Raw genomic sequence first — 25,848 nt, 5'->3', positions numbered from 1 at the left:
TTAGTAGCATAAACTCATTGTTCGGCACGTTAAAAAGTGCCGCTTATCCTGAGCATAGAAAAATTTTATAAAATTGATTGCATTTTAAGCGACTTCGATGGTGATGTTCGCTTTAAGTAATGCTATACTCCCGCCGAATAATTTTTCGACTTTATTAAGAGTAAAATAATGGCAGATTTATCGAAGTACAGAAATATTGGTATTTTCGCCCACGTTGACGCGGGTAAAACTACCACCACTGAGCGTATCCTTAAGCTTACGGGTAAAATTCATAAGACTGGTGAGGTACACGACGGTGAGTCTACTACTGACTTCATGGAACAAGAAGCTGAGCGCGGTATTACAATCCAATCAGCAGCTGTAACTTGTGAGTGGAAAGGCCACCGCTTAAACGTTATCGATACTCCGGGACACGTTGACTTTACAGTAGAAGTATACCGTTCACTTAAAGTACTAGACGGTGGTATCGGTGTATTCTGTGGTTCTGGTGGTGTTGAGCCGCAGTCAGAAACTAACTGGCGTTATGCGAACGAATCAGAAGTTGCACGTGTAATCTTCGTAAACAAATTAGACCGTATGGGTGCTGATTTTTACCGCGTTGTAGGTCAAGTTGAGAAAGTACTAGGTGCTAACCCACTAGTTATGACTTTACCAATCGGTATCGAAGACCAATTCACTGGTGTTGTAGACGTACTTGAGAAAAAAGCATACGTTTGGGACGAGACTGGTCTTCCTGAAAACTACGAAGTACAAGACGTTCCAGCTGACATGGTAGACAAAGTTGACGAATACCATGAGATGCTTGTTGAGTCTGCTGTTGAGCAAGACGAAGACCTAATGATGGCTTACATGGAAGGTGAAGAGCCTTCACTAGAAGACATCAAACGTTGTATCCGTAAAGGTACTCGTGATCTTGCGTTCTTCCCAACATACTGTGGTTCTGCATTCAAAAACAAAGGTATGCAGTTAGTATTAGACGCGGTTGTAGATTACCTACCTTCGCCTACAGAAGTTGACCCACAACCTCTAACTGATCCTGAAACAGGTGAGCCTACTGGTGAAGTAGCAACTGTTTCTGCAGATGAGCCACTTAAAGCGTTAGCGTTCAAAATCATGGACGACCGTTTCGGTGCACTTACGTTCATCCGTATCTACGCTGGTCGCATGAAGAAAGGTGACACAATCCTTAACTCAGCAACTGGTAAAACAGAGCGTATCGGCCGTATGGTTGAGATGCAAGCTGACGAGCGTAACGAACTTACTGAAGCACAAGCGGGTGACATCATCGCTGTTGTTGGTATGAAGAACGTTCAAACTGGTCACACTCTTTGTGATCCTAAGCATGAATGTACACTTGAAGCGATGATCTTCCCTGATCCAGTAATCTCAATCGCTGTTGCTCCTAAAGACAAAGGCGGTAACGAGAAGATGGGTATCGCGATCGGTAAAATGGTTGCAGAAGATCCTTCATTCCAAGTTGAAACTGACGAAGATTCAGGCGAAACCATCCTTAAAGGTATGGGTGAGCTTCACTTAGATATCAAAGTAGATATCCTTAAGCGTACTTACGGCGTAGACCTAGTTGTTGGTCAACCTCAGGTTGCTTACCGTGAAACTATCACGAAAGAAATCGAAGATAGCTACACGCATAAGAAACAATCTGGTGGTTCTGGTCAATTCGGTAAGATCGATTACCGCATCAAGCCAGGCGAGCAAAACTCAGGTTTCACGTTCTCTTCATCAGTTGTTGGTGGTAACGTACCTAAAGAATTCTGGCCTGCAGTTGAGAAAGGCTTCGCATCAATGATGCAAGAAGGTGTTCTAGCTGGCTTCCCAGTATTAGACGTTGAAGTTGAACTTTTCGACGGTGCTTTCCACGCAGTTGACTCATCAGCAATCGCGTTCGAAATCGCTGCTAAAGGCGCTTTCCGTCAGTCTATCCCTAAAGCGGGTGCACAACTTCTTGAGCCAATCATGAAAGTTGATGTATTCACTCCGGAAGACAACGTAGGTGACGTAATCGGTGACCTTAACCGTCGTCGTGGTATGATCAAAGACCAAGAAGCTGGCGCAATGGGCGTTCGCATCAAGGGTGATGTACCACTTTCTGAAATGTTCGGTTACATCGGCCACTTACGTACTATCACTTCTGGTCGTGGTCAGTTCTCTATGGAGTTCTCACACTACGCACCATGTCCTGCAAACGTTGCTGAAACAGTAATCGCTGCAGAAAAAGAGAAAAAAGCTGCTAAGTAATTAGCCTCTTAACTTCTTTTAAAAAAACCCGCACATGCTGCGGGTTTTTTATTACCTAAAAATCGTAAATATATTGTCGTAATTTTTTCGATTACAAAGTAATCATTTCTTTCCTTTGTATGTTAATTAACCATTCAGCTTTGAGTTATTAATGTACCGGTACAGGTATCGCACTTTTAAAGTATTTTCTAAATAGCTAATACGATTTAAGTGCTGCTGCTCTTAAATTGTACGATTTTAATACAAATTTCATTTTCAAGAAATATATAAGGTTATTAGTAAGTTGTAAGCTAATTACTTTGTTCTAGTAAAAAAGTGCTTTTTTGTACCTTGTGTACCTTTTTTAGTCTATGTAAAATGGCGCCCGAATGATTTTTTAATCATTTTGTATTAAACGTCTGCTTATTAAATATTACAACTATAGAAATATACTCATGAAAACGATTAAGTTAAGTCCTAATTGGACTCTACAGGGAAGCAAGATAGCACTGGCTATTCTTGTTGCATTAAGCGTTACTTTGCTAGGAGCATCAATTTTGATGCTATTGTTGCCTGTTCTGCTATTTATTACTCTATTAAATTTTTTAGAATTGCGCTTCTTACACTGTTACAAGGCGGGGATTTGTTATTCGCGAGGATTAGGTAAGCGTTACATCAACGCTGAAGATATTGTCACTGTTGAATTTAACCCAATGGCATTCATCACAGTATTTAAAATTACCTTAGCGAATGGTAAAACACACCAGTTTATGAACTGGCAGATTGATGAGCAGCAACAGATTGACATTGCTAAGCTCTATAAGTCAAAAGCAGGTTGTGCCATAAAGCCTAATCTGCAATGTAAAGCCTAATACTAGCAAGCCTCAATAATGCTAAATTAAGTGAACTGAAATAAAAAGGCCGCGAAATGCGGCCTTATTTATATATAGCGTCGTTTATTTTTTCATACGACGACGAAGTGCAAACGGTAAAGCAAGTAAGCTTAACCAAGCAAATGAACCAGAATCATCATCTTTTGACTCTTCTTCTGTTTCTTCTTCAACTTCTTCAGCTACATCTTCTACTTCATCATCAGCTTCATCGTTTGTGATGTTGATGTATAGCAGTTGTGCTTCTGATAGATTACCAGCGCTATCTTCTGCACGGATCATCAGCGTAAGCTTGTCTTCTTCTTCGAAGTCTAGCTCTTTAGCCACTGTGATTTCACCTGCAGCACTGATTGCAATTGCATCAGCATGCTCACCTTCAATGCTAAAGCTTACTACTGGGGTGTAATCAGCATCACCATCAGAGAAAACTAGTTGGCCAATCACAGCGCCAATTTCACTATTTTCTACGATTTCGAATGATTGACTCGCTTCGATTACTGGTGCCTGCTCTGCAGGAATAGGCTCTGCAGATTGAATATCAACAATTACTGGGTCGTGATCAGATGCGCGGTATGCATTGTCAGCGTATAGGCTAGCTTGTTGTGTCGATGACTTATACTCAAGGTTGTAGTCTAGGCTAATTGGCTCATCGGCATTGATATGCCAATCCGTAGCAGCAACAACTTTAGCTAGCATAGATTCAGAGACTAGTGCGTGGTCAAGGCTACCAATGCGGCCAGAGAAGCTATAAGAGTAACCTAATGTGTCGCCATCTAGTTCAGCAACCGCACTCTTCAGACCTTTATCTGCAAATGCACGAATAGGATCTTCCATCGCATAAGAGTTCATATCACCGACTAGGATGATATCTTCATCTTCAACTTCAGTTGGGTAAGTTGCTAACCAATCAGCATATGCATTTGCACCCGCAACACGGATTTCATTCCAACATGCTTGACCATCGCCTAAGTCAGCATTATTACCTTCAGCGCTACCACAGCCGCCTTTAGATTTTAGGTGGGCAACGGCAACAGTGAAGATTTCTTCGCTTTCAAGAGATTGGAAGCTTTGTGCAATTGGCGGGCGATTACTGTAATCGAAAGGTTCTACTGTAGTATGAGCAGCCTTACCAACTTCAGATACTTTATTTGAGCGATAAATCAGTGCTGTAGTGATTGCATCAGTACCAATTTGGTCAACACCGAAATCAACAAATGCGTAGGTATTTTCTGCATCTTCATCATTAAGTGCAGATACTAGGCTAGCAATAGCGCTATTTTCACCGAAACCGTCATTTTCGATTTCCATTAAGCCAATAACATCAGCGTTAATAGCTGTAATTGCACTAACTAATTTAGCTTCTTGGCGAATCAGCTCTTCTTCGCTATCTGCACCACGGCTAGTAGGGAAGCCTGCGCCTTGGCCATCACCATTGAAATAGTTTAAGACGTTGAAGCTTGCTACACGTAGGTCTGCATCTTCGTTAAGCTCTGGTGCATCTGTACGAGGGTTAGTCGCAGTGAACTCAGGTTGTACTGTAGGGTGAATACGGTAACGGTTGAAGCTGTAACCCATTACACCAGTAATCGTATTAACAGTATCGCCTAAACGTAACGTGTTATAGGCATCAAGGCCGGTACCTGGGTAGGCAATAGGATCAAGGTTTTGCTTTGTTGAACCATCGTCGATTAAGATTTGTTTTTTTAGGTTTTCAGCTTCAACAGCATTTGCTGCATCACCTGGTAGCGCAACTTGAGTACCTTGGTATAAACGCTCAGTACCTAAGTCAACTTCACCATAGCGACCAAGACCGTAGTTGTTATTAACGACTAAAGGTTGATCTATAGTTACTAACATACCTTCGTAAGCTTCAAGGTCTGCCACGTCAGTAACTGGTAAAGAAATAGCGGTTGCGTCAGTAGATAAACCTGTCGCACAGATCTCAACTTGGCTAACATCGCCTAGTTGTGTTGCGCTGTAGTATTCAGCCACGCTACCTTTAACGCGCACATGGTCACCAACAGCAACGTCGGTATCTGCGAAATAAACGAATACACCTTCAGAAGTAAGTGCATTTTCATCAATATCAGCAGCAAGTGAGCTAATGAAGAAGCCTTTTAGTTGATCATCACCTTGGAAGTCAGCTGTAACAACACCTTCAACTTCTACTTCAGTGTCGATAAGCGGGCTGTCGCCGCCTTCACCTTGAATTGCGCTGATTAAGGTTTTTTCTGCACCACACTCAAGAGGAGTAACTGGCTCTGGTTCAGGCGTTGGCTCTGTGCTCTCACCATATTGACCTATATTGCTGAAATCGTCTTGGTCGAATTGCTCCCACTCATCGCTTGGGTTAAACGCTGAGGTTGCATCAGTACGGCCTGAAGTGATTGAAGCTTTACGGCGAAGTGTTTTATTTTGTGTTGAAACGCCGCCTTCATCCCATGCTGAACCTGGATCTACGCCCAGTTGACCAAAGCTATCAACAATTGCACCATCTTTAGTTAGCACTAATGCGTCATCACCGTTGAAATAAGTGATTGTTGATTCAGTGTCCGCGTTGGCTTTTAACTCATCTGCAGAGCCTGCATTAACAATAACGTAAGTTGCGTTTGCTGCAAGAGTACCGGTTAAAGCTAAGCTGTTATTCGGGTCTGCTAGATCGCCGTTACCATTTGAGTATAAAGAGATGGTGTAACCGTCAAGCGATAGCTCAGCACCAGAAGTGTTGTAAAGCTCTACCGCTTTATTGTTAGAGCTTCCTTCAACGTATTCAGAGATGATTAGGTTGGCAGAAGCAGGTGCGCTCAGGCTTGCAATCACAAGCGCGAGCGGCGTTAATTTTGTATTTATCATTATTTTTCCCGTGTATGTATTATAAAAGTCCCAATATGGGACACAGTACTTTAAGAAAAATCTATGACAAATTAAATACAAAATGTTAATAAAATAGGAATAATTACCAATTTTTAGAACATTTACTTTAGATTAGTTATTTTTTAACCAAATAGCTGCTTGTTTTGCAAAATAAGTCAGGATGCCATCGGCGCCAGCACGTTTAAATGCTAGTAATGATTCCATGATTATTGCTTCTTCTGCAAGCCAGCCGTTATCAATGGCTGCTTTATGCATGGCATATTCACCACTTACTTGGTAAGCAAAAGTGGGTACACCAAACTCATCTTTTACGCGGCGTACTACATCTAAATAAGGCATACCTGGTTTTACCATCACCATGTCTGCACCTTCTTGCAGATCGAGGGCTACTTCACGAATTGCTTCATCAGAGTTCGCAGGGTCCATTTGATAGGTCTTTTTGTCGGCACCTTTTAAGTTGCCTGCAGAACCTACCGCATCACGGAATGGGCCATAATAGCTAGAGGCGTATTTAGCAGAGTAAGCCATGATACGAGTGTGGATATGGCCTTCGGCTTCGAGTGCTTCACGAATTGCACCAATACGTCCATCCATCATGTCTGATGGTGCAACTACATCCGCACCCGCTTCGGCATGCGATAGCGCTTGTTTAACTAAGATTTCAGTTGTTACATCGTTAATCACATAACCGTCTTCATCGATAATGCCGTCTTGACCATGAACGGTGAACGGGTCAAGTGCAACATCTGTGATCACACCTAATGTAGGAAAAGCTTCTTTAAGCGCACGAACAGTGCGTTGTGCTAATGCATCTGGGTTATAGGCTTCTTCAGCAAGTAGAGATTTTTTATCGCTCGGTGTTACCGGGAAAATAGCCACTGCAGGAACACCTAATTCAACAAGCTCTTTTGCTTCTTCAAGTAGTAAGTCGATAGAAAGACGCTCAATGCCAGGCATAGACTCAATAGCTTCGCGGCGGTTTTTACCTTCTAACACAAATACAGGAAAAATAAGGTCATTAACAGTTAGTTGGTTTTCAGCCATTAGGCGACGAGAGAAGTCATCACGACGCATGCGGCGCATACGTGTATAAGGGAAAAGGTCGAGTCCTGATTGGGCCATGCTTTGTATACTCCTAGTCTGGTAGAGGATAACTCACTACGCGATTTCGACCTGTTTGCTTGGCATGATATAAGGCTTTGTCGGCATAGTCAGTGAATAAACTTGGGTTATTAATGTCTTCAGCAATTGCGCTGTAAACACCTGCACTCAAAGTAAATTTAATCGTTGTTCCGGCAACTATTATATCAGTATTTTGGGCTGCTTTGCGTATTTGTTCGGCAATTTCTAATGCACCTGTCAGTGGCGTATTAGGCAACAGCACGACAAATTCTTCGCCTCCGTAGCGCGCCACTTCATCAAGAGGTCGTTTCAGGTGCTGTTTAATGACATCGGCAGCTGATTGAATGGTTTGATCACCGGTTAAATGACCGTAGGTGATGAGATGGACGCTCCCCTAAACGGCGTCAATGCGCCAAACTGGTTAACTCACACTCAGTTAAAAGGGAACGTCCGTCATGAAAATTAGCACATTATCAATTGATTTGGCAAAAAATGTATTCCAAGTCGCTGGCTTTAATTCTAACTATAAAAGAGAATGCAATAAACGTTTAAACAGAGCTAAACTCAACGCCTTCATGGCGAATACCCCTCCGTGCCGCGTGGTGATGGAAGCCTGTTATTCTTCCCACTACTGGGGAAGAGTATTTTCGTCTTACGGTCATACCGTTGACCTTATCCCTGCACAACACGTTACCCCCTTTGTTCGCGGTAATAAAAACGACAGTAACGATGCCCTTGCTATCTATGAAGCAAGCTTACGCCCTCATATTAAATTCGTTCCTATTAAAACCGAAGCTCAGCAAGAAATACTCATGCTCCATAAGATACGTGAGCGACTTCTGCAAAACAGGATTGCTGCAACCAACCAGTTACGCGGTTTATTGGTCGATTTTGGGTATGTATTTCCTGTCGGTATGAAGGCATTAGAGCAAGGGATAATTGCCTTAGAAAGTGATTCTGAGCTTCGCCCTCAGCTGCGCATAATGGTGAGTGATATTTACACTGAGTACAAAACCCTTGTTAAACGCATTAAAGCCATTGAAGCGATGCTTACTGCACACGTTGAACGGGATACAAACGCTAAAATACTTCACTCTATTCCTGGCGTGGGTGTACTCAATGCCTCGGCCTATGCAGCGTCAATCGGGAACGGTCAGGCATTTAAAAATGCAAAAGAGCTGGGCGTCTGGCTAGGATTAACTCCAAAACAATACGCGTCAGGCGATAAAAGTAAAATGTCTGGTATTACTAAGCGAGGTAACAGTTACCTGCGAAAACAACTTATTCACGGTGCTCGCGCCCTTATCGCCAGAAGCCACCATAAAACAGATGCGCTAAGCCAGTGGATAAACCAGTTGCGCGAGAAAAAACACTTTAATTGTGTGGTGGTCGCCACCGCACACAGATTGGCTCGACTGATGTGGATATTGCTGACCAAGCAAACTCTCTACTCTCCTCAGTATGTGCAGAATACACAAAAGGATGCTTAATTATGCGTATTTTACACACCAATCACACCCGAGTTTACGACTTAAGACAGCCTGGTTATGACATAGGTTTTAAAACCTGAGTGGGTGTTTGGGCACTTAAGTCGTAACATACGCTTATCCTGTATGTACTTCACTTATAATGAAACAAAAAGCGCACGCTAACCAAGGTTAACCAGATAAAGACACGAGATTAAATCTCGTTTGGGTGAATATTTTTTAGGTCCCTTGGTACGAAGCTCATTAGGAGCATGGCGCATGATAACCATGACACCATAGCTCGAATATATGTCAGTACCTTTGCTTTTCAGCAAGCTTGTGACGCATCATTACTGTGATATGAGATACATGATAATAAAATAAAGGCATCAATTTTGATGTTTATACATTAGCTCGTCTTGACTTCAAGGGAGCGTCCATATATGTCATTAATTACTTTGAAATGGTCAATATCTAACATGATGATGGCTAAAGGTGTTTGTTCACGTCGCGAGCGACGAATATCCATTAGTAGCTTTTTATCGAAGTAACGGCGGTTCTTGGTTTTTGTCAGCGCGTCTTCCATATTGAGTTGTTCAAGCTCTCGGTTTTTCTCTTCAAGCTCGCGTAATGTCACTTGTAACTCAAAGGTACGCTCCTCGATATTCGCTTCAAGGTCTTGGCGAGCTTGTTCTTGCAGTTCAAGGCGCTCGCGCATTAAAGTATCTTTAGCTTTGCTCTCAGCTAAGGCATTTTGTTGTGCTGCAACTTCAGCATCGCGCTGCATCAAAAACAGTTTTATAACTGCATAGCTTAAACTTAAGCTACAAACCAAAAAGCAAATAAAGGTAAGTGACAGCACTCCGATATTTAAATTAAACGGGTTAAATACCCCAAGTGCGCTGTAAATAATGGCGCAGAAGAAAGCGAATAGGGCGATTAGAAAAGCGCTACAAGGCTGTTTATACTCACGGTTAAACTGCTTTAGAGCAATACTTGCAAAGATGATAAGCACCACAGGTAAACTTAATAAGCAAAGTGTAATTGCAATATGAATTGGTAAGAGCCACATTATTACGGTGACAAGCACTACGACCCACGCTAGCCAATACTGAAAGCGATTTAAGCGAGATTTGGTAAAGCCGAATATATAGCCTTGCAAGGGCACAAATAACGCACCACAAATGAAAAATAGGCTCGGTATGGTGAGTTGTTGAAACGATGAACCGCTCGGTTGTAAGTAACGATAACCATAGCCATAAAGGTAGGCTAGCGACAACCAAAGTAAGGTAAGTAATAACCCAGTGTAGGCGAAATAGCGGCGTCTAGAAAAGCCATAAAGTACTAAATTAGTGAGTGCGAGCGATAAAATAAAACCGACTAATAAGCCGTACAATAAATTGAACTTACTTTTATGTTTTAGGTATTCAGAGGGGCTCCAAAGGCTTAGAGGTACTCTTAGGCCACCGTTGTTTTTAATTTTTAGGTAGATTTCGGAATGACTGGCTTTTGGAATAGTTAATGAGGCTAGCAGCGATTCATTTTTAATTTGCCGATTGGCTAAAGGAACGGCGTCACCTATTTTTGTGTTAAATAACACATGCCCACCTTGCAGGTGAAAGACGCTCACTTCATCGAGTAAAGGGTTATCTATCGATAATATCAGCGGTACATCATCTAATGAGGTGTTTTTTATCGATAGCTTGAGCCACAGAGGCTTTAAAGTCATGCCTAGATTTAAGGTTTCACCTCGGTTTTTCAGCCATTTTACATTAGCATTGCTAAATGCTTGTTGTTGAGTAATAGGATCAAGGGTGTACTCAACATTTAGCGTATGTTGAGACTTAAATTGTGAGCTAACAATAAGTGGGTTAGCCAATAAATAAGGAGTAAATAAAAAAACGAAGAGTACGCCACAAAGTGACCATAGGCGCTTCATCTTAACCCTTTATGGAAAATAATTGCTGAAAGTTTAGTGTAGTTTGTTTTGCCACTTCAGTAAATTCACAGCCTTTTAAATCAGCAATTTGCTGACACACATAAGGAAGGTTCTGAGGTTCATTGCGACGAGACTTCGGTCTTGGTCTAATATTTCTTGGCATTAAAAAAGGCGCATCAGTCTCGATTAACAAGCGTTCTAAAGGGATTGATGGCACTAAGGCTTGTAATTGCTCACCGCGGCGTTCATCGCAGACCCAACCCGTAACACCGATATAAAGCCCCATTGCTAGGTAACTTTGGAGCGCTTTTTCATCCCCCGTAAAACAGTGCAATACGCCTCGTACTTTGAAGTCACTTAAAATTGCGAGCATATCTTCACTAGCATCTCGCTCATGCAAGTAAACTGGCATATTCAGCTGCTCAGCAAGCTGCAGTTGGCGTCTAAAAACGCTACGCTGAACGTCCCGAGGAGAAAAGTCACGATTGTAATCGAGGCCACATTCACCAATAGCAACTACTTCATGGTTTTGGCTAAGCGTTGTTAAGTGTTCTTCAAGGTGTTCGTCGGCGGTTTTTGCATCATGAGGGTGAATTCCTGCAGTGCAAAATTGCTTAAATTGTTTGGCGAGGTTAAGAGAGGCTTGGCTACTTTGCAGATCGCAGCCAATAAGAAGCAGCTGCGTTACATTTGCCTCAGCGGCACGTTGTAACACAGCTTCATGAATATCATCAAATTGATGATTGCTTAAGTTGACGCCAGCATCAACCAGCGAAATGCTCATTAGTTAGTGCGCTTAACACGAATCGAACGGTTTTGGCCTTCAACTTTTAAAAGGAAAGAATTGAAAACGCCACGTTCAATAACCACAACATCTTGTTTTTTTAGACGTAAGCTATCAGAGCCAACTTGACGCCATTGTTGACCATTATCAAGTTCGATGATGAGTTCACCGTAAGGGGCTTTTTTCACGCTTTTTACACTGGCGCTAATTTGGTCATCGTTTACTTTAGCAACTTCTTTATGCTCTAAACCAAAGTCTTCATTTTTTGTTCTTACGATTTGTTCGTTTGTAGCTCCTGCTGCGGCAACAGGCGCTGGGGAAGCAGCTGCAGCTGAGCTTGCAACAGGTTGTTCAATTTGTTTTTTTGTCGCAGGCTTTGATAGTGATTTACCTGCCATCACGTTGTCGTAACAAAGTAAGCGGTTAAAATCATTTTCAACAAAAGTACACGCTTGTAGTGCTTGTAAGTTAACTTCGTTTGCTTGTGCAGTGCCAGTAATCGTTAACAGTGCAACTAATGGAATGAGTTGTTTTTTCATTTATTCCTCTGATTCCTGTTGAGGTTTGGCGGTATAAAATGCAGCCAAAATTAAACCTAATTCAAATAATAACAGCATGGGTAATGCTAGTAATGTTTGTGACAGTACATCAGGAGGTGTTAAAAACATGGCAACCACAAATACACCTACCACGATATAAGGTCGTTTTTCTTTTAAACTTTTTGTTGTTGTTGCGCCACTCCAGCATAACAGCATGATTGCAACTGGTATTTCAAAGGCAATACCAAAAGCAAAAAAGAGCTTTAAAGCAAAACTTAAGTAGCTACTAATATCAGGCGCTAATGTCATCATATCAGGGCCAGTGTTAGTGAAAAACCCTAAAATAATGGGTAGCACTACAAAGTAGCAAAATGCGATACCACTATAAAATAGCAAGATGCTAGAGGCCAAAATTGGCATTAGCATACGCTTTTCATGTTGATACAAGCCAGGTGCTATAAAGCTCCAAACTTGGTGCAGTATCATAGGAATAGCAGCAAATAACGCCACAAATAAGGTGAGTTTAAACGGTGCAAAAAAAGGTGCCGTTACATCCGTTGCGATCATGGTGGCAGTGCTAGGCAAGTTTGCAATAAGTGGTGCTGCAACAAAGCTATATATATCGTTGGCAAAGTACACCAAGGCGATAAATATTAGCAAAATGCTTAACAAAGCTTTCATGAGTCGATTTCGTAACTCAATTAAGTGGCCAACAAAGCCTGTGTGAGCTTGCTCGGTCATAGTTTACTATTCATCATCATTGTTATTGACCACAAAAGCAGAGATTAAATTCACTTTTTTTCGTCATTATTGTTACTTTCTGCTTTTTCAGGCGTGTCTTTTTTGTAACTGTGGGTGACTGACTGAGCAGCCTTTTGAAGTTCGTTTACAGAGTCTTGCAGATCTGGAGATAGTTCTTGCAAGTTTTGTTGCTCTGCTTTTTTTAAGTTTTCGTGAAGCTCATGGATACGGAGTTCTTCGTTCACTTCTGCTTTCACTGAGTTGGCGACTGACTTTAAGGTTTTTACCCAGCGGCTAACCGTGCGAATTGCCACAGGCAAGCGCTCTGGGCCTAATACAATTAGACCCACGATCAGTACGACAACAAGTTCCCACATCCCCATGTTGATTAAGCCTTATGGTCGTCTTTGCTTTTCTCTACGGTTTCTTTGTTTTGCGTGTTAGAAGCTTGTTCTATTTGCTCGCTTTTAGCGCTAGCTTGGTCATCATCAGATACGGCTTTTTTAAAGCCTTTTACTGCGCTACCTAAATCACCGCCGATGCCACGAAGTTTTTTTGTGCCAAATAACAATACGATGATTGCCAAAATAATGATTAATTGCCAAATACTGATACCACCAAAACCCATGGGTTACTCCGTTTTTTCAAATTTATCGAATAGACTTGTCTCGATTATACTCACCAAAACATAAATAGCACTTAGTTTATGCGCTACGCCATGCTGCAATAAAGCCTGCTACAGCAAAGCCTGCGGTAATTGCACTGGCAACTAAGTCATGCTGTAAATAACACAAGCCTGAAACAATCAAACAGCTACCAGCAAAGATGCTAAGTAACAAAGGTTTAGCAGATTGCGGTGCTGGCAATTGTACAGGTTGTTGTTGACGCTTTAAGTTTTGATAAATTAAATCAGGTAATTCAGGCATTTTTTCTGCCCAAAATGGCAAGTTCGCATACATTTTTTTCATTACTGCAAGCGGACCAACTTGTTCTTTGACCCAATCTTCTAGAAAAGGTTTAGCGGTTTTCCATAAATCAAGCTGCGGATACAGTTGCCTGCCAAGGCCTTCAACATACAACAGCGTCTTTTGCAGTAACACTAATTGCGGTTGAACTTGCATATTAAAGCGACGAGCCGTATTAAACAGGTTGACTAACACATGGCCAAACGAGATTTCGGCCAGTGGTTTATTGAAAATTGGCTCACACACAGTACGAATGGCAAACTCAAACTCTTCAATGCTGGTATCGGCGGGTACCCAGCCAGAATCAACGTGTAGTTGTGCTACTTGGCGGTAATCACGGTTAAAAAAGGCAATAAAGTTTTCTGCTAAATAGCGCTTATCTTCACGATTAAGGGTGCCTACAATACCGCAATCAATACCGATATATTTTGGGTTATGAGGGTTTTCGCGAGAAACGAAAATATTACCCGGGTGCATATCAGCGTGGAAGAAACTATCACGGAATACTTGTGTGAAAAATACTTCAACACCGCGCTCAGCTAGCAGCTGCATATTGGTATTTTGTGCCAGCAATGCTTCGGTATCAGATACTGGAATACCGTAAATGCGCTCCATTACTAATACGTTACTGCGGCTGTAGTCGCTGTAAACAAAAGGAATGTAGAGCGAATCTGAGTCTTCAAAGTTACGGCGTAGCTGAATCGCATTCGCCCCTTCACGCATTAAGTCGAGCTCATCGAGCAAGGTTTTTTTGTACTCGTTTACTACCTCAATAGGGCGTAAACGTTTGGCTTCTTTTAATAACTTAGCAACTAAGCGTGCGACTTTTTGCATTAGCATTAAGTCGGCATCAATTTGCTCTTTAATGTTAGGGCGAATGACTTTAATCACCACATCTTGTGGCGCGCCATGCTCATCAATTAAGGTTGCCGTGTGAACTTGTGCAATCGAGGCTGATGCTAAAGGTGTTTGCGAAAAATCACTAAACAATTCACTAATATCATTAATACCCAGCGCTTTTTCAATAAGCTGCTGGGCAAGTTCACCTTCAAAAGGTTCAACCTGATCTTGTAGTAGTGCAAGCTCTAATGCGACATCATGAGGGAGTAAATCACGGCGTGTTGAAAGCATTTGGCCAAACTTGATCCATACAGGGCCAAGCTCTTGCAGAGCAAGTCGTAAGCGCATACCTGCAGGTTTATCTTTATGTTGGTTGCGTAACCAAAATAAGCTGCCACGGGCGAGTTTGGCAAACCAAGGCACTCGTTTACGTGGAATTAATTCGTCTAAGCCATAGCTCAGTAGGGTTTTAGTGATGTAATAAAGACGAGCAGACGACACACAAGTTCCTTAGCGCATTAGCGAGACTGTAACAGCGCGTTAATTCGCATCTCTAATTGAGATACTTGGCTTTTTAATTGGCGGTTTTGCTGTTTAAATTCAGCAAGCTCAAGAGGGTGTATGGTCACTGCTAACTCATCTTGGCAAAGCGTTGTTAAGGTGTTTTCTAACTTACTTTTTGTTTGTGAACCACGACGCTTTAAAGCTTGAATAGAGAGCCACAACTGTTGTGCTGGGGCATCGCCAATGTACCGAGAAAAATGTTCTGGCCAATCAATATCAAGCTCAGCAAAGGCATTGCTAAAGCCTTGCGCAAGATTTAAATCGCCTTGTAAGTCGAGCTTATCTTGGCGAATGAGTTGCGTGAGCATTGATGGATCTTTAAGCGCCAACAAGGTGTCGATATCGGCGCTGATCATGCAATCAAAACTACGCTCTTGCGTACTGTATAAGTGAATTTGCTCGTCGCTGTAAACACACAAAATTGACTGTTGCCAATCACGTATCTCAATCAACAGCTGTTTATCAGCAATTGCTGCAAGCTTACCCTTTAACTGAGGGTCTAACTGCAGCAGTTGATTAATGATTCGTTCGACTAGTGATAACAGAGCGTTTGCTAACATCGCGTTACCTACTTAATTTACAGAATTTTTAGTATTTAAAACCACGGTGAAGGGCAACAATACCGCCAGTAAGGTTTTGATAACTGGTTTGTTCAAAACCAGCATCTTCCATCATGCCTTTTAATGTTTCTTGATCTGGATGCATACGGATTGATTCAGCAAGATATTGATAAGACTCGCCATCATTCGCAACCAGCTCACCCATCTTAGGTAAGATATTAAATGAGTAGAAATCGTAGGCTTTGCTTAATACTTCTTGTTCTGGTTTTGAGAACTCAAGCACGAGTAAACGGCCACCTGGCTTAAGAATACGATACATTGAACGCAGAGCTTTATCTTTATCGGTCACGTTACGAAGACCAAAGGCAATCGTAATTAAGTCGAAGCTGTTATCAGGAAATGGCAATGCTTCTGCATTCATTTGAACATATTCGATATTGCCAACACGACCTAGGTTACGCAGTTTCTCACGGCCAACTTTCAGCATCGAAGAGTTAATATCGCCTAAGATAACCTGACCGGTTTCACCCACTAGCTGACTAAATTTAGCGGTTAAATCACCTGTACCGCCGGCAAGATCTAATACATAGTGACCTTTGCGAACACCTGAACTTGCAATAGTTTGGCGTTTCCATAAACGATGAATACCGAACGACATAAGATCATTCATTACGTCATACTTTGCAGCGACTGAGTGGAATACATCTGCAACCATTGATGCTTTGTCGTTTTCAGCAACGGTTTTATAGCCAAAATGCGTGGTCTTTTCTTGATTCTCGTTCATGATTAATCTCTATCGTGGCAATAAAGACTAGTGTACTTGATTGTAGCTGTGGGGTGCAATTTGATTATAACTAAATCATCAGATTAGCGTGGCTTTTCATGACTTAGCGCAGTTTTAAACTTTATTGGCCGGCAATAAAACTACTTTGCCCTAGCGACTTGGCTTTAGCGGCTGCTAAAGAGGCTTTACGGGCTAAACTGTTAAAGTCGCCATCGCCTTCATGTTTAGCGATGCCTAGGGCTAGGGTGATAGCTGGAAGTTTGGTGCCATTTTTTGAGCTGACAAAGCGCAGCTTTTCTACACCATTTCGTACTTTTTCGGCAATTAAGTTGGCAGTTTCAGGCTCTATATCAGCAAGTAGGATGGTAAATTCATCTTTACTTGTGCGCCCAGGTAAACCGCTTTCTTGTACGTATTTTTGCACTTGCTTGGCGACTTTACTCAAAATAACTTCACCAATGACATCGCCATAGTTTTCAATAAAATGGTTTAAGTTCTCAATGTGAATAGAGATAGCACAAACCGCTTTATTTTGGCCGACCCAGAGCTGGGTTTGTTGATTCAAGTAATGGCGCTTGTATAAGCCGGTTTGTTGGTCGGTAATGTGTTGTTTGCGTAATTGAGTGAGCTGTTTTTGGGTTTTTTCTTGCAGCGATTTGGCTTTTGCTATTTCTTGCTTAAATTGACGGTGTTGATTGAGCAGCACTTCTGATTGCTTACCGAGCATTTTTAATGCGTGACGCGTTTGCTCAATATTGTTTTCATCGATTGAATGCACACAGTCACTAACTTGATCAGCAAAGCGCACAATATTTTGTTCGTTATTGCTAGCATTACGTGAAAGAGTGTTAATAACGGAATCAACGTTGCGAACAATGGCGGTTTTCATTTTATGGCCTTGCTCTATAAAATCGAAATAAAGCTGTTCTACATAGACACAATCGATGGTTTTTCTTTGTGCGATGGCACGGTCAATAGCGGCGTTAAGTTTTGGGTTAGACTGACTGACGTAGGTGTAAACAACTTGGTAGTTAAGTGGTGACGGCGGTAATGCATGATGTTCTAAAAAGATACATACCTTTGTCATTTTTTCTTGAGCAATAGCCATGGGATCATGGAACATCATTTTTCAATACCACTAAATACGCATATCAACCAATTAATCATCTCTTCCGTAAAGTTTATTTGCTTCCAAGCATAAATACCGAGTCTACAGTAATCTGTAATCAGTCTATTTAAAAGCAAAATCGCTAATTTTGGAACTTAAATTTGTTTCGTTTGTGTCTATTAGCTGATTTTCTCAACAACTTTAACAAGTGTAATTAAAAATTGCTTAAACCTTGCTCATTCTTATTTACACAACGCTGTTAATTTGAGCGTATTTAACCTGAGCTTGGTCGCATTTGCTTGGGTTTTAGCCAGTGCTGCGCTATTTTAGCGATACTGATTAAAACTAAAAAGAATGCTATGAAACAAACACTGTCGCGAACTTTAAACCGCTCTGTTATTGCGGTTGCTTTAGCTTGTACTTTAAGCGCTTGCCAAGTCACAAATATTGATGCTGATCAGCAATTTACTCAAGTAGCCGAAAATATTGTTAATTACCGCCAAAGCATCAGCCCATATGGTAAAGAAAATGGCGTTGATGGTTATTTATTAGAAAATCTATCGGCTGAATTTTTAGAACAAAAATACAAGAAGAATACTGAGCTACTTGCCGAGCTAGACGCTATCGACCGTGATAAGTTATCGGAAGAAAACCGCATTAACCTGACTATTTTGCGTGGCCAAGTGCAAAATAGTGTCGATGAATATGTGTTTAATGCGCATTATATGCCGCTGACATCTGAGTATGGCTTCCATTCTAGCCTATCATTTATGATATCAAGCTCAGATTACACAAAACCACAAGATTACCAGCTATATCTTGCTAAATTACAACAAATTCCCCGCTATTTTTCGCAAAATATCGGCTGGATGCGTAAAGGTCTTGAAGTGGGTTTAACTCAACCAAAGGCTGTTTTAGAGGGCTATCAAGACTCAATCACGGCTTATATTGTTGATGATGCGACACAGTCTGAATTTTACAAACCATTTTTAAATAACACGGCAGGTTTAAGTGATAGCGAGTTTGCAGCGCTACAAAAGCAAGCGCAAACCATTATCAAAGAACAAGTTATTCCGGCATATCAAGGTTACTTAACTTTCTTTAACAATGAGTATCAACCGGGTGCACGTACAGATATTGGTATTTCAAGTACGCCGAATGGCAAAGCGTTTTACGAAAATCGCGCTAAGTACTACACCACCACAGATATGACGCCAAAAGAAATCCATGAGCTAGGTTTACAAGAAGTGGCGCGTATTCGCGCAGAAATGGAAAAAATTATTGAGAAAGTAGGCTTTGAAGGCTCGTTTGCTGATTTTGTGCACTTTTTACGTACTGATCCGCAATTTTACGCAAAAACACCAAAAGATTTACTAAAAGAAGCGTCTTACATCGCCAAGAAAATGGATGCGCAGTTACCTAAGTTATTCCACACCTTGCCAAGAATGCCGTACGGTGTTGCACCGGTGCCAGAGAGTATTGCCCCCAAATATACAACCGGCCGTTACTCAGGTTCTCGCCGTGATGATCAAGCGGGTTATTACTGGGTTAATACCTATGCGTTAGATAAGCGCCCGTTGTATGTTCTTGAAGCATTAACTTTACACGAAGCTGTACCAGGGCATCATTTACAAATCTCGCTAAATGCTGAACTTGAGTCATTACCAAGCTATCGCCGTAATGCATATTTGTCGGCATTTGGTGAAGGTTGGGGCTTATATTCGGAGTTTTTAGGTATCGAAGCGGGCTTTTATCAAGACCCATACAGTGATTTTGGTCGTTTAACCTATGAAATGTGGCGTGCAGCACGTTTAGTGGTTGATACAGGTATGCATATGTATGGCTGGAGCCGCGAACGCGCAATGAAATTTATGAGCGAAAACACCGCGCTATCATTACATAACGTGAAGACCGAAACTGACCGTTATATTTCATGGCCTGCACAAGCGTTGTCATACAAAATTGGTGAGCTAACAATTAAACGTTTACGCCACGAAGCTGAGCAAGCACTTGGTCAAGATTTCGATATTCGCGAATTCCACCATCAAATATTACGTCATGGCTCAGTGCCAATGTCAGTGCTTGAAGAGCAAATTCAACTTTATATTAAAACTGAATTAGCCAAACGAGCAGCATAGCGGCATAAAAGAAACGAAAAGGCGTGACTTACATCACGCCTTTTTTGTTTATTGCACGTAATATAAACACCTTATATGCTTTGAAGGATTTCATTTCACAAAGGGGCCTTGGATGAGTGATTTTATAATTTTTAGTATCGATGTTTTTGCCAGCTTGTTTATTTTTGCACTCGGCATAGGTTTGCTGGTGATTGTGTGCTTTTACATTAGTGATGTGACGCAATCTAAGCAGGCGATTCGCCGTAATTACCCGGTAATCGGCCGCTTTCGTTATTTTTTTGAACGCCAAGGTGAATTCTTCCGACAATACTTTTTTGCCATGGATAGGGAAGAGCTACCATTTAATCGTGCTGAGCGAAGCTGGGTTTACCGCGCTGCGAAAAATGTTGACCGCACTACGGCCTTTGGTTCAACCCAAAGTCTTGAAGCAACGGGAACGGTGATGTTTATGAACTGTGCGTTCCCAACTTTAGATGAAGATGCACTCGACCCGAGCGAAGTCACGTTAGGGCCTTATTGCCAAGCTCCTTATACAACAAACTCGTTATTTAATATTTCTGGCATGAGCTTTGGTGCCTTATCTAAGCCAGCGGTGCGCGCACTATCGCGAGGTGCAAAGTTAGCGGGCTGTTGGATGAATACCGGTGAAGGAGGGCTCAGCCCTTACCACCTTGAAGGTGGTGCAGATATTGTGTTTCAGATTGGCACGGCAAAATATGGTGTTCGAGATGAGCACGGTAAATTAAGCACCGAAAAACTCAAAGCGATTGCTGATCACGAACAAGTTAAAATGTTCGAAATTAAAATGAGTCAAGGTGCTAAACCCGGTAAAGGGGGTATGTTACCAGGGCGCAAAGTGACCGCTGAAATTGCAAAAATTCGGGGTATTCCCGAAGGGCATGACTCGATTAGTCCAAATGGTCATCCAGAAATTAAATGCCCAGCAGATTTACTCGATATGATTGAAACGGTACGCAGTACCACAGGTAAGCCAACCGGTTTTAAAGCGGTGATTGGTGAATACACTTGGCTCGAGACCTTGTTCAGTGAAATTAATAATCGTGGTATTGAATCAGCGCCTGATTTCATCACTATTGATAGTGCCGACGGCGGTACGGGCGCAGCTCCTCAACCCTTGATGGATTCAGTTGGTTTACCGCTACGAGAGAGCCTGCCTTTGGTTGTTGATCTGCTAAAAAAACATGGTCTCAGAGAACGAGTGAAAGTGATTGCATCAGGTAAGCTAATCGTACCGTCAAAAGTGGCTTGGGCACTTGCATTGGGTGCTGATTTTATTGTGTCGGCGCGTGGTCATATGTTTTCGCTTGGTTGTATTCAGGCTCTACAATGTAATAAAGATACCTGCCCGACCGGTATTACGACTCATAATGAACGCTTACAGCGAGGCCTCGATGTGACCGATAAGGCACAACGTGTCGCCAATTATAATAAGTTTATTCATTATGGTGCAGGGCTGATTGCTCATTCATGTGGTGTATCAAGTGCCCGCGAGTTAGCTCGCCAGCATGTGCGAGTGGTACAAGAAAATGGTTTATCAGAGCCGCTCGATAAAATGTATGAGCACTACAATAAATAATCTTGTTGAATAATTAAAAGGCGCATTGAGCGCCTTTTTACTTTTTGACTATTAGTTTAATAAACTGATTAATAAAGAAAAGAATTCATCTTTATTGTTACAGCTTGTGGCATTGAGCATCAGTTGCTCGCCGAGTACGAGCGTTTGCTGTTGTACTGCTAAACGAGCTTGTGCATCTTCAATACCGTCTATATCTGCAACATGGGCTAAACCAATAGTACGGCGAATAAGTTCAGCGCCACAGTAACCAATTGCATCACGCAATACGTGTTGTAAGTAATCTTCGATAAAGGCGCGGTTTGCAAAGCTAATATCAGTTGCTTCGCTGCTTGCTAGGTTTAACCAATGTTGCTCAAATTGGCTATAACAGTCTTGTAAGCAGGTTAATAAATGGGTTTGATACTGGCGGCGTTTTGCTTGCTCTGTAATGCGGGCGTTTTGGGCACAGTAATTTAGTAGCAAGTTACCCATAAATGAGCCGATATCAAAGCCAACAGGGCCAAAAAAGCCAAACTCAGGGTCGATCATTTTAGTTGTTTTGCTATCAACAAAAATGCTGCCACTGTGCATATCGCCATGCAATAAAGTTTGTGGGCAAGATAAAAATTTAGCTTTTAATTTGGCCGCGGCCAGTTTTAAACCATCATTATTTCGAATACTTTCGACGTGTTCATTAAGCTCAGCAGGGAAATTATTGCGCTCATGCTCAATGTAAGGATCAGTAAAGAATAAGTCTTCTGTGATCTTACATAAATCAGGATTAATAAATTGACTGACTTTGGCTTTTTTATCTTCAGCAGATAAGTAAAAGTCTGAGTTATAAAAGCCTGTACGGCTTAAGTAGAGCGCAACGTGGCTGGCCAATAATGGAAATTGCTCTGCGTTGATTTGTGCACCACGTAAAATTTGTAACTCACCTAAATCTTCTAACACGGTTAATGCCAGCTCGACATCGTGATGCAATATCGCCACGGTATGCTCTGGGCACAACTTACCATGATTAATCAATACTTCGGCTTCGACTCTTGCGCGGTCTAACGATAATGGCCATGACTCACCTACGCAGCGGGCATAAGGGAGTGCTTGCTTTAGAATTACACTGTTGTTGTGCTGATCAGCAACCCGAAAAACTAAGTTTAAGTTTCCGTCTCCAAACTCGTATGCAGTCAGTGTTGCATCAGCAGGGAAGACTGAAATTAGTTCACTTTTAACAAGTTCTTTAATGTAATCAACAGCATGCTCTGCATTAAAGGCAGTGTATTTAGCCATGGCTCTATCTCGTAATACAATTAACTTTGAGCATTCTATACCTGTAACCGTTTAGATGTCCATACATCTAGCTTGTTAGTTGTCAAAACTGATGTAAAATAACTATTCACTTAAATTAGTTATTCATTAGTTATTCGGATTCAGTATGCAAGATCTCATCGCCAGCAGTATTAAATATCAGCAAGGTACGCTAACCGTGCTTGATCAGTATTTATTGCCACATCAACAGCATTGGCATGTATGTAACGATGTTGAAACGATGAAAGATTTGATTTTGACTTTGAAAATCCGGGGAGCGCCTTTAATCGGCTTAGGTGCTAGCTTATTGGTTGCACACCTAGCCGAGCAGGGCATGAGTCAATCAGCACTTGCGGTTGCTATAGATGAACTAGAAGCAACACGCCCAACAGCGGTAAACCTTATGCACTGCATGGCCAAGTTACGTGCAGCGCTTGCAGAGACTGATTATGTTGCAGCTGTTGTCGCAACTGCTGAGCAGTTATTTAAAGAAGATATTGCCCTTTGCGATAGCATGGCAGAACGTGGTGCGGCTTTGGTAAATAAGGGAGATAACATTTTAACGCACTGTAATACTGGTGCGTTAGCGACTGCGGGTGTCGGCACTGCATTAGGTGTGATTTATAAAGCGCAGCAACGCCATGGTGATATTCATGTTTGGGTTGATGAGACACGACCGTTACTGCAAGGCGGCCGCTTAACAGCTTTTGAGCTTGAGCGTTGGCAAATCCCTTATACTTTGATTTGCGATAACATGGCAGCCAGTTTAATGGCTGCGGGCAAAGTAGATAAAATATTTGTAGGGGCAGACCGTATTGCTGCAAACGGTGATTTTGCCAATAAAGTCGGCACTTATAATCTCGCTGTGTTAGCGGATTTCCATAACATTCCATTTTATGTCGTTGCACCACTTACGACACTTGATACACAAACGTTGTGTGGTGCAGATATCGAAATTGAGCAACGCAGTCCTAATGAAGTGCGCGGTGTTAGTGGTAGTTTTGGTGAAGCGATGTGGGCACCGACTAACGCGAAGGTTTATAACCCGGCATTTGATGTGACACCGGCGAGCCTAGTCACAGGTTGGGTGCTCGATAGCGGCGTTTATAACCAGTCCGATATCGAGCAAGGTATTCTAAAACAGTTAAAGTCGTAAATTACTCTGCGCTTTTTTTAGTGTAGAGCTCAATGCTATTTTGATTGTTGGCAGTTAAGAAGGTCACTGCCAGCTTGTCGTTTTTAGCATTAAGGCGCGATATATAGTGAGAAGGCTTCATTTGAAGTACTGACTCAACGCCCTGCATTGTGGCTAAATTAATGCTGAAAACTTCAGTATCAGTGGCGATATACAAACTATGTAGGTTACTTGCCATCGACACAATAGAAGGCTTTAACTCAGTTAGTTTGTCTGGTGTAGTCAGCTCACTATAGGTGTTGTTATCGCTGTCTAAAAGCAGGTATTTATCGTATTTAGAATGCACAATCAGCTGTGTATCGTCATACCATGCAATAGCTAGGGGTGTATCTATAGTGCTTTTAATCACTTCATCGCTGTTTGTGTGAAGAATCATTATTTGATTTAGCTGATTGCTAAGATCGGTATATAGCACGGCAACCTTGTTACCCCTTATAGCTGCCAGCTTGGTACTACCAGGAAGTGTCCAGTGCTTAATTTCTGAGAAATCAGCAGCATTTAATAATGTTAATTGCTGATCGGCTTTATTAAAGCTAACAAGTCGGCTACTGTCACTATTTGCTGCAATTACTGAACTATCTTCACCAATTTTGCCAGTGATATTGATGTATTGGTTTGCTTTTCTGAGCCAGTGTTGTCGTTCTGAAAACTCAAAGTCAGAGAAGTACACATCATTATTGGCTAATGCGACTAAGTCGTCTTCATGCTTATTCGCTGTGGCGATGTAGCTCATTGTTTTTGAATTAAGGTCAAAGACTGCGGCATCTTTATCGTGAAGGTCAGTACTGATCAACACACTTTCTTTGCTTAAAGGGTAAGCATAATTTGCTCGTTTTACTGGCGCTGTTATAGCGGGTTGTCGACTCATACTATCAAAAGAGAATGATTCAATAGTTGATGTGCCGCGGCTATACCAAATTAGTGAGTTGGTCTGCTCATCATATGTGGCTACCCATGCACGGTAATCGTTGGTAGTTAAAAGCTTTAGCGAGCTGCCATCTAAATTCGCCATGTATATCTCTACTTGGCCAACATTATGGCGCTCAAAGATGATGCGGCTCGGGTTTTTTATAGTTGTTAAAATAAAGTCCCCAGTGCCAGTGATATTGGGTGTGCTGATGCGAATTTCTTCACCGGTTTTTAAATCTTGTGCATATAAAGCATATAAATGTGTTAAGCCACGGTAATTATTACGCCTCGAAATTGCGACATCACCCACTTCAATGTACTGACTTGGCTGAGAATTAAGTAAAGATTGGTTGATACGTGGCTTTATTAACGCTTCACTTGATAACAGGTTGCTTGCTTGCCAAGTGATGCAATCGCTGTAGTCTTTGTTTTCACAAGAGCCGTAAAATAATCGCTCTCCATCCTCAGACCAACCCTGTAAAAAGATATTGCCAGAGGCAATCACGTATTCTTTTTTAGTGGTTAGGTCGACGACAAAAAGACTTTGACCATCATTTTCTAGAATATAAGCAAGCTTAGTTTTGTCATGGCTTAGCATTAAACGATAGTGAGAGCCTTTATGCCATGAAATGGTTTCAGCTTGCAGGTCTAAAAATGGCGCTTCGTTTTGTACTTCATCATTTGCTTTAGGCTGTTGTGAAAATAACCAAATAGCAGTAATCAATAAACCAAGCACTAACGCTGCAAAAGGCCATGGCCAGCGTGAAGAATGCGCTTTTTGTTCATTAATGGCCGTAGGTTTAACTTGAGTATCAGCGTCTTTATCTACTGTTATTACATTTTCTGTTTTTAGCGGCTCTGTACTCACAGTGTGATCAAGAGGCTTAACTTCAATAAATAGGCTATAACCTTTGCGATAATGGGTTTTAATGGTTTGCCCGGGCTGTTTTTCTGATTTAAGAGTTTTTCTTAGTTCAGAGATGGCACGGTTAATGGCATTGTCATCAACAAAGCTTTGTTGCCAAATATTCTCAACCAGCTCTTGGCGAGTGATAATGCGATCATTATGCTCAATAAAGAAACACAGTAATTTAAATAATAAAGGTTCTAGTTCACGCTTATGAGTGCCATCGCTGATGGTTTGCTGCTGAGTGTTAAGTTGCCACTCACCCACATAAATAACGGTATCGCGTAAGGGTGAAAATGCCGACCCCATGTTTAGTCCTTTAGCAAATAATTAGTACTTATTAATGGGGAGGATAATAGCAGCTTTTGTTCTTAATTTGGGTCTTTTTGTTTTATATTTGTAAA

Annotated in this window: 20 protein-coding genes and 1 pseudogene; 6 read left to right on the top strand and 15 right to left on the bottom strand. The window is 41.7% G+C overall.

Annotated features, from left to right (window positions below):
• Window positions 1-168: 168 nt before the first annotated feature.
• A complete protein-coding gene (fusA, locus tag J8Z28_RS17015) occupies window positions 169-2,256 on the top strand; it encodes an elongation factor G (protein ID WP_062566304.1) in 2,088 nt (695 codons plus the stop codon).
• A 434-nt stretch (window positions 2,257-2,690) separates the two neighbouring features.
• Window positions 2,691-3,107 carry a hypothetical protein gene (locus J8Z28_RS17010; RefSeq protein WP_130167370.1) on the top strand — a complete coding sequence of 139 codons (417 nt, stop codon included), beginning with the start codon at window positions 2,691-2,693 and terminating at the stop codon, window positions 3,105-3,107.
• 84 nt (window positions 3,108-3,191) lie between these two features.
• On the opposite strand, the gene J8Z28_RS17005 is transcribed toward J8Z28_RS17010, so the two are convergent.
• From J8Z28_RS17005 to J8Z28_RS16995, 3 genes and pseudogenes are all read right to left on the bottom strand, one after another.
• Window positions 3,192-5,978: an ExeM/NucH family extracellular endonuclease gene (locus J8Z28_RS17005; protein ID WP_250659687.1), complete on the bottom strand. Its 2,787-nt coding sequence runs from the start codon at window positions 5,976-5,978 to the stop codon at window positions 3,192-3,194.
• A 132-nt stretch (window positions 5,979-6,110) separates the two neighbouring features.
• On the bottom strand, window positions 6,111-7,121 hold the full coding sequence (hemB, locus tag J8Z28_RS17000) for a porphobilinogen synthase (protein WP_062566302.1): 1,011 nt from the start codon (window positions 7,119-7,121) through the stop codon (window positions 6,111-6,113).
• A gap of 13 nt (window positions 7,122-7,134) precedes the next feature.
• Window positions 7,135-7,497 (bottom strand): annotated as a pseudogene (locus J8Z28_RS16995) (GGDEF domain-containing protein); the annotation flags it as partial.
• Window positions 7,498-7,576: 79 nt separating this feature from the next.
• Between J8Z28_RS16995 and J8Z28_RS16990 the strand changes: the two are divergent.
• Window positions 7,577-8,611 carry an IS110 family RNA-guided transposase gene (locus J8Z28_RS16990; protein WP_008113199.1) on the top strand — a complete coding sequence of 345 codons (1,035 nt, stop codon included), beginning with the start codon at window positions 7,577-7,579 and terminating at the stop codon, window positions 8,609-8,611.
• Between the two features lie 385 nt (window positions 8,612-8,996).
• On the opposite strand, the gene J8Z28_RS16985 is transcribed toward J8Z28_RS16990, so the two are convergent.
• The 10 genes from J8Z28_RS16985 to J8Z28_RS16940 all read right to left on the bottom strand — a co-directional run bounded on the left by J8Z28_RS16985 (window position 8,997) and on the right by J8Z28_RS16940 (window position 17,411).
• Entirely contained in the window at window positions 8,997-10,526 is a 1,530-nt protein-coding gene (locus J8Z28_RS16985; protein WP_250659686.1) for a sensor domain-containing diguanylate cyclase, read from the bottom strand.
• A 1-nt stretch (window position 10,527) separates the two neighbouring features.
• On the bottom strand, window positions 10,528-11,310 hold the full coding sequence (locus tag J8Z28_RS16980; protein ID WP_062566301.1) for a TatD family hydrolase: 783 nt from the start codon (window positions 11,308-11,310) through the stop codon (window positions 10,528-10,530).
• Complete coding sequence (locus J8Z28_RS16975) at window positions 11,310-11,849, bottom strand: hypothetical protein (RefSeq protein WP_062566300.1); 540 nt, start codon at window positions 11,847-11,849, stop codon at window positions 11,310-11,312. The genes J8Z28_RS16980 and J8Z28_RS16975 overlap by 1 nt, the downstream gene beginning before the upstream one ends.
• Window positions 11,850-12,590: a twin-arginine translocase subunit TatC gene (gene tatC, locus J8Z28_RS16970; protein WP_054552341.1), complete on the bottom strand. Its 741-nt coding sequence runs from the start codon at window positions 12,588-12,590 to the stop codon at window positions 11,850-11,852.
• A 50-nt stretch (window positions 12,591-12,640) separates the two neighbouring features.
• Complete coding sequence (gene tatB, locus J8Z28_RS16965) at window positions 12,641-12,973, bottom strand: Sec-independent protein translocase protein TatB (RefSeq protein WP_054562925.1); 333 nt, start codon at window positions 12,971-12,973, stop codon at window positions 12,641-12,643.
• 5 nt (window positions 12,974-12,978) lie between these two features.
• Window positions 12,979-13,218, bottom strand: coding sequence for a Sec-independent protein translocase subunit TatA (tatA, locus tag J8Z28_RS16960; RefSeq protein ID WP_054562924.1), 240 nt, complete (start codon window positions 13,216-13,218; stop codon window positions 12,979-12,981).
• Between the two features lie 76 nt (window positions 13,219-13,294).
• Window positions 13,295-14,896: a ubiquinone biosynthesis regulatory protein kinase UbiB gene (gene ubiB, locus J8Z28_RS16955; protein ID WP_055198579.1), complete on the bottom strand. Its 1,602-nt coding sequence runs from the start codon at window positions 14,894-14,896 to the stop codon at window positions 13,295-13,297.
• 17 nt (window positions 14,897-14,913) lie between these two features.
• Window positions 14,914-15,519: a ubiquinone biosynthesis accessory factor UbiJ gene (locus tag J8Z28_RS16950; protein ID WP_058586104.1), complete on the bottom strand. Its 606-nt coding sequence runs from the start codon at window positions 15,517-15,519 to the stop codon at window positions 14,914-14,916.
• A gap of 28 nt (window positions 15,520-15,547) precedes the next feature.
• A complete protein-coding gene (ubiE, locus tag J8Z28_RS16945) occupies window positions 15,548-16,303 on the bottom strand; it encodes a bifunctional demethylmenaquinone methyltransferase/2-methoxy-6-polyprenyl-1,4-benzoquinol methylase UbiE (protein WP_062566299.1) in 756 nt (251 codons plus the stop codon).
• Window positions 16,304-16,424: 121 nt separating this feature from the next.
• Window positions 16,425-17,411: a GGDEF domain-containing protein gene (locus J8Z28_RS16940; protein WP_062566389.1), complete on the bottom strand. Its 987-nt coding sequence runs from the start codon at window positions 17,409-17,411 to the stop codon at window positions 16,425-16,427.
• Window positions 17,412-17,770: 359 nt separating this feature from the next.
• On the opposite strand from J8Z28_RS16940, the gene J8Z28_RS16935 reads away from it, so the two are divergent.
• Both J8Z28_RS16935 and J8Z28_RS16930 read left to right on the top strand, forming a co-directional pair.
• A complete protein-coding gene (locus J8Z28_RS16935; RefSeq protein ID WP_062566298.1) occupies window positions 17,771-19,549 on the top strand; it encodes a DUF885 domain-containing protein in 1,779 nt (592 codons plus the stop codon).
• A 112-nt stretch (window positions 19,550-19,661) separates the two neighbouring features.
• Window positions 19,662-21,146: an FMN-binding glutamate synthase family protein gene (locus J8Z28_RS16930; RefSeq protein ID WP_063527844.1), complete on the top strand. Its 1,485-nt coding sequence runs from the start codon at window positions 19,662-19,664 to the stop codon at window positions 21,144-21,146.
• Between the two features lie 51 nt (window positions 21,147-21,197).
• Here J8Z28_RS16930 and mtnK read toward each other — a convergent pair whose 3' ends face one another.
• On the bottom strand, window positions 21,198-22,415 hold the full coding sequence (gene mtnK, locus J8Z28_RS16925) for an S-methyl-5-thioribose kinase (protein WP_062566296.1): 1,218 nt from the start codon (window positions 22,413-22,415) through the stop codon (window positions 21,198-21,200).
• Window positions 22,416-22,560: 145 nt separating this feature from the next.
• On the opposite strand from mtnK, the gene mtnA reads away from it, so the two are divergent.
• Complete coding sequence (mtnA, locus tag J8Z28_RS16920; protein WP_062566295.1) at window positions 22,561-23,589, top strand: S-methyl-5-thioribose-1-phosphate isomerase; 1,029 nt, start codon at window positions 22,561-22,563, stop codon at window positions 23,587-23,589.
• 1 nt (window position 23,590) lies between these two features.
• Here the strand turns inward: mtnA and J8Z28_RS16915 are convergent, their stop codons facing one another.
• Window positions 23,591-25,753, bottom strand: coding sequence for a winged helix-turn-helix domain-containing protein (locus J8Z28_RS16915; protein ID WP_062566294.1), 2,163 nt, complete (start codon window positions 25,751-25,753; stop codon window positions 23,591-23,593).
• Window positions 25,754-25,848 lie beyond the last annotated feature (95 nt).

The sequence above is a fragment of the Pseudoalteromonas sp. SCSIO 43088 genome (genome assembly GCF_023650795.1).
Lineage (GTDB): Bacteria > Pseudomonadota > Gammaproteobacteria > Enterobacterales > Alteromonadaceae > Pseudoalteromonas > Pseudoalteromonas shioyasakiensis.
This window is presented reverse-complemented; position numbering and strand designations above follow the sequence as displayed.

What these genes read in the sequence shown, in the direction of transcription:
- hemB (WP_062566302.1), bottom strand. Translation starts at nt 7,121, where the DNA reads ATGGCCCAATCAGGACTCGACCTTTTCCCTTATACACGTATGCGCCGC.
- J8Z28_RS16940 (WP_062566389.1), bottom strand. Translation starts at nt 17,411, where the DNA reads ATGGCTATTGCTCAAGAAAAAATGACAAAGGTATGTATCTTTTTAGAA.
- tatA (WP_054562924.1), bottom strand. Translation starts at nt 13,218, where the DNA reads ATGGGTTTTGGTGGTATCAGTATTTGGCAATTAATCATTATTTTGGCA.
- J8Z28_RS16930 (WP_063527844.1), top strand. Translation starts at nt 19,662, where the DNA reads ATGAGTGATTTTATAATTTTTAGTATCGATGTTTTTGCCAGCTTGTTT.
- mtnA (WP_062566295.1), top strand. Translation starts at nt 22,561, where the DNA reads ATGCAAGATCTCATCGCCAGCAGTATTAAATATCAGCAAGGTACGCTA.
- mtnK (WP_062566296.1), bottom strand. Translation starts at nt 22,415, where the DNA reads ATGGCTAAATACACTGCCTTTAATGCAGAGCATGCTGTTGATTACATT.
- J8Z28_RS16935 (WP_062566298.1), top strand. Translation starts at nt 17,771, where the DNA reads ATGAAACAAACACTGTCGCGAACTTTAAACCGCTCTGTTATTGCGGTT.
- J8Z28_RS17005 (WP_250659687.1), bottom strand. Translation starts at nt 5,978, where the DNA reads ATGATAAATACAAAATTAACGCCGCTCGCGCTTGTGATTGCAAGCCTG.
- tatC (WP_054552341.1), bottom strand. Translation starts at nt 12,590, where the DNA reads ATGACCGAGCAAGCTCACACAGGCTTTGTTGGCCACTTAATTGAGTTA.
- J8Z28_RS16990 (WP_008113199.1), top strand. Translation starts at nt 7,577, where the DNA reads ATGAAAATTAGCACATTATCAATTGATTTGGCAAAAAATGTATTCCAA.
- fusA (WP_062566304.1), top strand. Translation starts at nt 169, where the DNA reads ATGGCAGATTTATCGAAGTACAGAAATATTGGTATTTTCGCCCACGTT.
- tatB (WP_054562925.1), bottom strand. Translation starts at nt 12,973, where the DNA reads ATGGGGATGTGGGAACTTGTTGTCGTACTGATCGTGGGTCTAATTGTA.
- J8Z28_RS16985 (WP_250659686.1), bottom strand. Translation starts at nt 10,526, where the DNA reads ATGAAGCGCCTATGGTCACTTTGTGGCGTACTCTTCGTTTTTTTATTT.
- ubiE (WP_062566299.1), bottom strand. Translation starts at nt 16,303, where the DNA reads ATGAACGAGAATCAAGAAAAGACCACGCATTTTGGCTATAAAACCGTT.
- J8Z28_RS16915 (WP_062566294.1), bottom strand. Translation starts at nt 25,753, where the DNA reads ATGGGGTCGGCATTTTCACCCTTACGCGATACCGTTATTTATGTGGGT.
- J8Z28_RS16975 (WP_062566300.1), bottom strand. Translation starts at nt 11,849, where the DNA reads ATGAAAAAACAACTCATTCCATTAGTTGCACTGTTAACGATTACTGGC.
- J8Z28_RS16950 (WP_058586104.1), bottom strand. Translation starts at nt 15,519, where the DNA reads ATGTTAGCAAACGCTCTGTTATCACTAGTCGAACGAATCATTAATCAA.
- J8Z28_RS16980 (WP_062566301.1), bottom strand. Translation starts at nt 11,310, where the DNA reads ATGAGCATTTCGCTGGTTGATGCTGGCGTCAACTTAAGCAATCATCAA.
- J8Z28_RS17010 (WP_130167370.1), top strand. Translation starts at nt 2,691, where the DNA reads ATGAAAACGATTAAGTTAAGTCCTAATTGGACTCTACAGGGAAGCAAG.